General features: G+C 53.9%; 9 protein-coding genes. 5 read left to right on the forward strand and 4 right to left on the reverse strand.

The genetic code is table 11. The features are described from left to right. Nucleotides 1-148 precede the first annotated feature (148 nt). Nucleotides 149-1,162: an ImmA/IrrE family metallo-endopeptidase gene (locus tag FBY02_RS27825; protein WP_144931727.1), complete on the reverse strand. Its 1,014-nt coding sequence runs from the start codon at nucleotides 1,160-1,162 to the stop codon at nucleotides 149-151. A gap of 203 nt (nucleotides 1,163-1,365) precedes the next feature. On the opposite strand from FBY02_RS27825, the gene FBY02_RS28945 reads away from it, so the two are divergent. Together FBY02_RS28945 and FBY02_RS27835 are read left to right on the forward strand one after the other, a co-directional pair. Next, nucleotides 1,366-1,431: a GlyGly-CTERM sorting domain-containing protein gene (locus FBY02_RS28945; protein ID WP_144931736.1), complete on the forward strand. Its 66-nt coding sequence runs from the start codon at nucleotides 1,366-1,368 to the stop codon at nucleotides 1,429-1,431. A gap of 182 nt (nucleotides 1,432-1,613) precedes the next feature. Continuing rightward, nucleotides 1,614-2,369 carry a hypothetical protein gene (locus FBY02_RS27835; protein WP_023100300.1) on the forward strand — a complete coding sequence of 252 codons (756 nt, stop codon included), beginning with the start codon at nucleotides 1,614-1,616 and terminating at the stop codon, nucleotides 2,367-2,369. Here the strand turns inward: FBY02_RS27835 and FBY02_RS27840 are convergent. The 3 genes from FBY02_RS27840 to FBY02_RS27850 are packed head-to-tail and all read right to left on the reverse strand — an operon-like array spanning nucleotide 2,362 to nucleotide 4,386. Beyond that, the gene (locus FBY02_RS27840; protein ID WP_178115399.1) at nucleotides 2,362-2,955 is read right to left on the reverse strand and encodes an ATP-binding protein; all 594 of its coding nucleotides are present in this window, start codon (nucleotides 2,953-2,955) and stop codon (nucleotides 2,362-2,364) included. The two genes, FBY02_RS27835 and FBY02_RS27840, sit on opposite strands and share 8 nt — an antisense overlap. Before the next feature lie 14 nt (nucleotides 2,956-2,969). Continuing rightward, nucleotides 2,970-3,545: a hypothetical protein gene (locus FBY02_RS27845; protein ID WP_144931731.1), complete on the reverse strand. Its 576-nt coding sequence runs from the start codon at nucleotides 3,543-3,545 to the stop codon at nucleotides 2,970-2,972. After that, a complete protein-coding gene (locus FBY02_RS27850; RefSeq protein ID WP_178101749.1) occupies nucleotides 3,538-4,386 on the reverse strand; it encodes a bis-aminopropyl spermidine synthase family protein in 849 nt (282 codons plus the stop codon). Before FBY02_RS27850 ends, FBY02_RS27845 begins: the two co-directional genes overlap by 8 nt. 444 nt (nucleotides 4,387-4,830) lie before the next feature. Here FBY02_RS27850 and FBY02_RS28950 point away from each other — a divergent pair, with 444 nt between their 5' ends. The 3 genes from FBY02_RS28950 to FBY02_RS28200 all read left to right on the forward strand — a co-directional run bounded on the left by FBY02_RS28950 (nucleotide 4,831) and on the right by FBY02_RS28200 (nucleotide 5,981). Beyond that, complete coding sequence (locus FBY02_RS28950; protein WP_157761643.1) at nucleotides 4,831-5,007, forward strand: MbcA/ParS/Xre antitoxin family protein; 177 nt, start codon at nucleotides 4,831-4,833, stop codon at nucleotides 5,005-5,007. Between the two features lie 153 nt (nucleotides 5,008-5,160). Beyond that, nucleotides 5,161-5,439: a hypothetical protein gene (locus tag FBY02_RS27860; protein ID WP_144931733.1), complete on the forward strand. Its 279-nt coding sequence runs from the start codon at nucleotides 5,161-5,163 to the stop codon at nucleotides 5,437-5,439. Between the two features lie 11 nt (nucleotides 5,440-5,450). Then, nucleotides 5,451-5,981 (forward strand): hypothetical protein, encoded by a 531-nt coding sequence (locus FBY02_RS28200; protein WP_178115398.1) that lies wholly within the window; start codon nucleotides 5,451-5,453, stop codon nucleotides 5,979-5,981. The last annotated feature ends 54 nt before the right edge of the window (nucleotides 5,982-6,035 follow it).

The following is a 6,035-nucleotide window of genomic DNA, read 5'->3' on the forward strand; positions in this document are numbered from 1 at the left end:
TATAAAGATTTCCCTCGGCGCTCTCAGTCCCGTTGAGTATCGTGAGAGCCTGGGCTTCGCGGCATAACCAGTCCAAGTTTTTGTCCGCATCCCCCAAGCTTCAAAATCACGTCGTTGTCTACGAAGAGATTGAGCGCCATACGAGCCCCTATTTGGCCGGTGCCACACGGCTTAGCAATCCTAGGGTGTCATCGGGGAGGGCTCTATGCTCAATGCATCTCCATAGCAAGTCGTTGATGACTATACCCGCCGGGGGCTTTCCCTCCTGCAGCATGTTTGTGGCTGCCATTCCCAAGGGCCAAGCATCGTTGTGCTTAGCGAAGTTGAGGACTACGTGGCCTGGGTCCACCTTATTCGCTTTGCCATAATCAATAGCGGCCTGCACGAGGCCCCGCGCGGACATGCTGCTTGTTCCAGAAGCATAGGTCGCGTTTTCCCTGCCGTTGAGCAGGGTGATGGCGAAGTGGTCAGCTGCTTGCTCATCTTCATCCGGATCATCGAGAGCATACGATTGCTCCCCGAGAGATTCATCAATGAGTATCTCGTCCGGCCCTATGTGTCCTAGAGCGCAGTGACCAATCTCGTGAGCGATGATGAACAACTGCCACGCCCACGATGTGCTCTTCTTGGACAGGATGATGACTGGTCGGCCATCTAGGGCGGTGACCATGCCGTCCATCTTGGGAAGGCCTTCCCCGACATGATCCAAATAGATCACTGGTACGCCATGCCGCCAGCATGCTTGCAGCGCGTTACGCAGGCCGAGCCAATTACCGCCCTCGGTACCTAGGATTTCTGCTCGCAGCTCAAACGGATCAGTAGGGAATGGCTGATATTTGAAGGGGGTCGCGTAGGCAACCGATTCAGCTACGAACATAGCAAGTGATGTCGCAGCATTGAGATTCTTGGATTTGTTAGGGATCGAGCGCTTGTACTTCGTATCTCGTCTGCGAAGCTCTTCAAGGCCTGGGTTATCAGCAAAGAGGGGGGCGACTTTCAGGCCCAGCCGCTTCGCCAGAATAGCCGCCACCTCAAGGGTTGCTCCCTCATCCTGGAGCACTTCGCTGGTTACCCAGTGAGGAAGAAGCGAATGCTGGAAATCTCGTGGATAGCCTGCTGACTCAAGCACCCCAAAAATACGGTCAATGTGCGTGTTCGGCATTTCGACCTCCTTCAGTGGTGGTCTCGGGCGTGTGCTGAGGTTGAGCGAGCCCTTTGAGGCTTCGAATAACCTTGATCAAGGCCCGCGCATGGGCTTCCGAGCCGTCCCAGATGTTCATTATTGCACCCTTTAGTTCGCCCTCCAATGAAGCCTCACGCAGCGGCTCCTGCAATTCATTAAGCTGGTAGAAGGCGCACAGCTTAATGAATTGGCCGCTAGCTCTTATCCTCGCGGTGTTTTGGTTGCGGAGACGCCAAATCGTGGGCTGAGAAACCCCGCTTAGCCGCGCTATTTCAGAATCGCTGCGGGAGTCCTGCCGTAAGGCTGTGGCAAGACGGGCATAAGACTCGTGGATATGATTTCTATTCATAATATTCAATATATGCTATTTTATTTCATAAATGAATAGAATTTGGTAGACTGTCTGCTATCAATCTTGGAAACCACAGCGATGATTCCCTCTACCTTTTGCTGGACCAAAATGGGTGTCGAATCAGGCGAGGCTCTCGACCTGATCATTCGCCGCAAGGAGTGGGAGCGTCAGTTGGGCGATGGGCTGTTTTTCTGGGGTATAGGCCAATCGCTAGGTGACAATGCTCGCGACGCAGCCGGGTCTATGGATGGCGAGATTCAGGTCTTGTTTTCTCCCATGCCTAGTAAGGCGAAGGCCATCGATGTGACGCCGGGTGATGTGTTGGTCTGGAATAGCTGGGTCGATGAGCGAGGTAATACCCAGCCATTGCCGAAGCATGTGTTGATCACCAGTCGAGCTGATTTGCCTTCTGGTCGGCGAAAATCCAGCCATTACGCACTGGTGTGCCGATCCGTCGACAGTTTGGGCGGGGGGACGGAAATGCAGGTCACGGCCGCATTCCTGAGGAACTTCTCAAGTGACAAGCCGCTGGGGGCGTCTCAGGTGACAGCGGTAGTGCGAAATGCTGAGTATGCGGTCAGCGGGAACGTTGCTAAGAAGTATCCGGTGAGTTTTACCGCCAACATGGCTGCACCCTATTCGGTACAGCTTTCTGATCCAGCCCTGCTTACCCAATGCGATGTTGAGGCCATCGTTGAGGTCTCATCCTGCGGAACCGTGGAGGATTGGAATAGGCTTGTAACCAAGCTGCGCAGTAAGCGTAGCTCGGAGAGTCGAAGCCCTATTACTTTCGATCTTTTCTGCGCTGACCAAAGCTTAAGCGCTGCTATTTGAGCTCGGGTATGCGAGTGACCTTCAGAAAGTTGCTCAACACCTCTGCTCGTGATTTTGACGCATCCAGAAAGTACAGAGATGCTCCGGTCTCAATGGCGTAGATCGAGGCGACCTGACTCTGTAGATCAACGTGCCGTTCAAGCTCTGATTTCCGTGGTAATGGGCGGCCAGCAGGGTCAGCCTTGATGCGTGAGGCCAGGGTTTCGGCATCAGCATAAAGGCAAACAATCACATCAGGAGCCAGCTGTTGGAGCATCTCTTTGGTGAAGGGGGTAACCCTAAAGCCGAAGGATTCGATCGTGACGGGGTGCGAATCGATGACCAGGTAGCCATCGGCTTGTTTGAGACGCCTTGCTTTCTGAATAAGCTCGACATCCACCACTTCAACGTCTTCTCGAGTTATCAGCTTGGCTGACTGCTCCCTCATATCGTTTTGGGTTATCGGGCCGACTCGTGTTGAGGTAACCCGGGCGAGCTCCTTGCTGTACGTGAAAACAGTTACCTGCGAAGCCCGCATAATCAGGTCTGCAGTTAGCGTGGATTTCCCTGTGGCCGGGGCCCCAGTCAGGTAGATGATTTTTCCCAACGCTCGACCCTCTGTCAGTTCCTTAAGAAGACGGCATACGGTGGCTTCACCCTGGCAATGAGCCCTATTTGCTTGGTGATGCGCTGCTCTGGGGGGGGAGGAATATGGGGCTCATGGAAAATCAGACAGCCCTTATCGTTCTGACCTTTCAGGTAGTCAGAGGCAGCTTTGCCTCGGGATTGTCCGAGCCCGACCTCAAACTCGTTGAGGTTTATCTCAAACTCATCAATCAACAGCTCATCGAGGACTAGGGCATAACGTGAGCCGCGGACTTCAATACCCTTTGGAACCGCAAGCCAGTCGACGCCATCTTCCGAATACTCAGCTGCGGCCACTGGCGGGGCTGTATGCTTCGAGTTCATCTCGTGCATGATGATTAGGAGGTGCTTCCCTGCTTCCTGCATCGTCCTGCCGAATGGTTGCACCATCGTTTTGGGGTGGCAGGAGCTTCCGCCATATCCCCAGAAGATTGACCCGGCCTGCTCGTACTCTTGCTGCTTCCTCTTAACGATGTCTTCAAGAGTCTCCGAGGCATGGAGGCCTACCTTCATGAAGATCACACCCTGTCCATCAGTGAGCGGGTTAGGCATCTGGAGTCTCCAGGTAATGTTCAAGTGAATAGCGCTGTTCTGCCTCCCGGTTGACATTGAGGTCTGGCTTCTCCCTCACGTACTTGTAGGTCAGCGGATTGTTCTTTCCATAGAAATTGCGCAGGCGATCGCTCGAAAGCTTTTCGGAGGACTTCTCCATCAGGTCTGGTTGTACCCGGCGAAATAGGCACGAGCACGAGCGCAAGTCAGGGGCATCATCCAGGTGATAAAGATGCAGTTGGGGCAGCAGCTCGGAGACAACATAGCCAAGGTCGATTGCCCGTTTCTGAGTGTCGCGGAGCACCTCTTGAGTCCAAGCAAGATCGGGATCATCTGCGATCACTACTATCCCCAAGCCCTTGTCATGGGTGGCCTGGCTGCCGCGCTCCAGAAATGCGGTGACGCTCTGTCCGGCATTGCTCGCACCCCATGGAGGGTTTATGTGGAAGCCGTCATAGGCTCCGAAATGCTCGGTGGGAAGCGGGTCGGCTACGTTGTAGAGGTGAGCAGTGATAGCCACCTTCGGAGCCAGCTTTTCGCCGAACCGAAGAACTGAGTTGACGATGCGTTCATCGAAGTCCAATAGCGTAATCGACGAGGGGCCATAATCGATCACACCTTGTGCCTTGAGGTGGGCGGCTGAAAGGGCGATGCCGTCGCCGTCGCCCACGAAAACGACCTTCTTGTTGTTGAAAACACGAGCGACGTACTCGGCCTGGACGACCATGTCAGCCACTTTCATGTAGATCTGATCGAACTCCCGTAGCGGGGCGGGGCGATTCATGACCACATCAGAAATGCTATTAATTGCGCTCCTCAGATCAAACTTCACTATTAACATCCTTGTGTAGATGAGTTCAGTTATCGCAGTTGGTGATCCACCCAAGGATAGCCCAGTGTCCAGACCGATGGGCGTTTTGATGGGGATAGGATCATGCTACCTTCGATGTGCTGCCCATGAGCTTCCTCTCCCGGGCGTTTATAACGGTGATGAAACATGGTACGAGGAGGCCCTTTTAGGGGGACCTCGCTTTGCCATAGCCGTCTCCTGATCGGAGAACGGCCTCTACTACGACCAACGCGGGACTGAGACCCGAGGAGCAGGTCACCTGTGGCAAGTGCCATAGAGCCTGCAGTAGCCCCTGCTCTTGATGCCGAGTATCAGGGTAACCTGATACTCGGCTAGTCCTCTGATACCAATTAAGGCTCAGTTGGTGAGGCTAGGAGGCAAACCCATCTCATAGGGGGGACGATGAGAGAGTCCAGCGAGGCAATGGTAGAAGCCATGCTTGAACGACTAGCCCAAGAGGTGTTTGTAGACCACAAGCAGGCCTTTGACTGGATGGATCGGCCTAACATCGCTTTGGGGGGAGCAACCCCTAGGAGTATGAGTCGGACTGCGGCTGGATATCAAAGTGCCAAGCGAGTGCTGCATGCTATTGAGCATGGCGGAGTCGTGTAGATAGGTCAGCGGCTATAGCCTTTCAGGGTGCCCGAATCTCTGCTCAGAGTTTCGCGGGAGATTCGCCGTTCACCTTTCGCTCAGTATGGTTGAAATTTGTCACTGTCCTCATGAGAGGACATTAACAAAACCATACATAAAGGTATTAGCGAAATGAAAGACTATCTAGACAAGAAGAAACTCCTCATCCGCCAAGGGCACCAGCTCTGGCATCTCCATAACGCTCTGCAGGAGAACCCTGAAGAGGTAGTGATCGGTGAGCTAGCACGTGTCTACAAGGATGTGGGGCGCGTAGTTACCATCTCCGAAGGCATGGTTCTGGCCGCCGCCAACATCACCGCTTACCGCAGCACCGAGGAGGGGGAGCGAGTAATGCAGCGCACTCGCCGCAACCTGAAAGCCCGGACTAAGCCCACGCTGTTGTTCACCTAAGGAGAGGGTAGATGAGTCGCACGTTCAACGCTATCGAGCGTGCGCTCAACGCTGAGTTCAAACGCGTTGAGCGAGAAAATCCGAGCCAAGAGCTCAAGATGGCCATTGAGACCAGCACCATCAGGAAAGTCATTCGTGACATCCTTTCCTTGCCTCCCCTGGCAAAGGTGCCAGGCACAGCTGACGAACATCGTATTCTGGAGCAGGTCATCTGCCTGGTTAGCTTTTACAACAGGAAATGGCTGAGTGAGATCCAAGTAGCAATCCCTCACAGCCGCCTTACGTCCAAAACACGCCCGAGCGAGGCGAAACTCAAATCCAAGGTACCATTACGAACGAGGCCTGTTGGAGATAGGGCTCCTGCGATGTCAGACATCGAGTTGCGGAACTACTTTCTGCATCTGCTTTTGACTTGTGTGCCTGAAGAGGAAAGAAAGGCTTTCCCGCACCTGTTGTCGTTATATAACTCAAACGAAGATACATCTGAGACGGCAGATAAGCGTAAGCGGCTGGGGAAGTCACCTTCCGAACTCCAGCATTAAGGGCGATGGTGTCCGCGTATTTTTAAGCGGACGCGATCGCCCTTAACGTCAGGA

It is taken from the genome of Pseudomonas sp. SJZ078 (assembly GCF_007828255.1).
Lineage (GTDB): Bacteria > Pseudomonadota > Gammaproteobacteria > Pseudomonadales > Pseudomonadaceae > Aquipseudomonas.

Bases quoted from the DNA above. Each gene is read 5' to 3' on its own strand.
- FBY02_RS27825 (WP_144931727.1), bottom strand. From the start codon at position 1,162: ATGCCGAACACGCACATTGACCGTATTTTTGGGGTGCTTGAGTCAGCA.
- FBY02_RS27835 (WP_023100300.1), top strand. From the start codon at position 1,614: ATGATTCCCTCTACCTTTTGCTGGACCAAAATGGGTGTCGAATCAGGC.
- FBY02_RS27845 (WP_144931731.1), bottom strand. From the start codon at position 3,545: ATGCCTAACCCGCTCACTGATGGACAGGGTGTGATCTTCATGAAGGTA.
- FBY02_RS27850 (WP_178101749.1), bottom strand. From the start codon at position 4,386: ATGTTAATAGTGAAGTTTGATCTGAGGAGCGCAATTAATAGCATTTCT.
- FBY02_RS28950 (WP_157761643.1), top strand. From the start codon at position 4,831: ATGCTTGAACGACTAGCCCAAGAGGTGTTTGTAGACCACAAGCAGGCC.
- FBY02_RS27860 (WP_144931733.1), top strand. From the start codon at position 5,161: ATGAAAGACTATCTAGACAAGAAGAAACTCCTCATCCGCCAAGGGCAC.
- FBY02_RS28200 (WP_178115398.1), top strand. From the start codon at position 5,451: ATGAGTCGCACGTTCAACGCTATCGAGCGTGCGCTCAACGCTGAGTTC.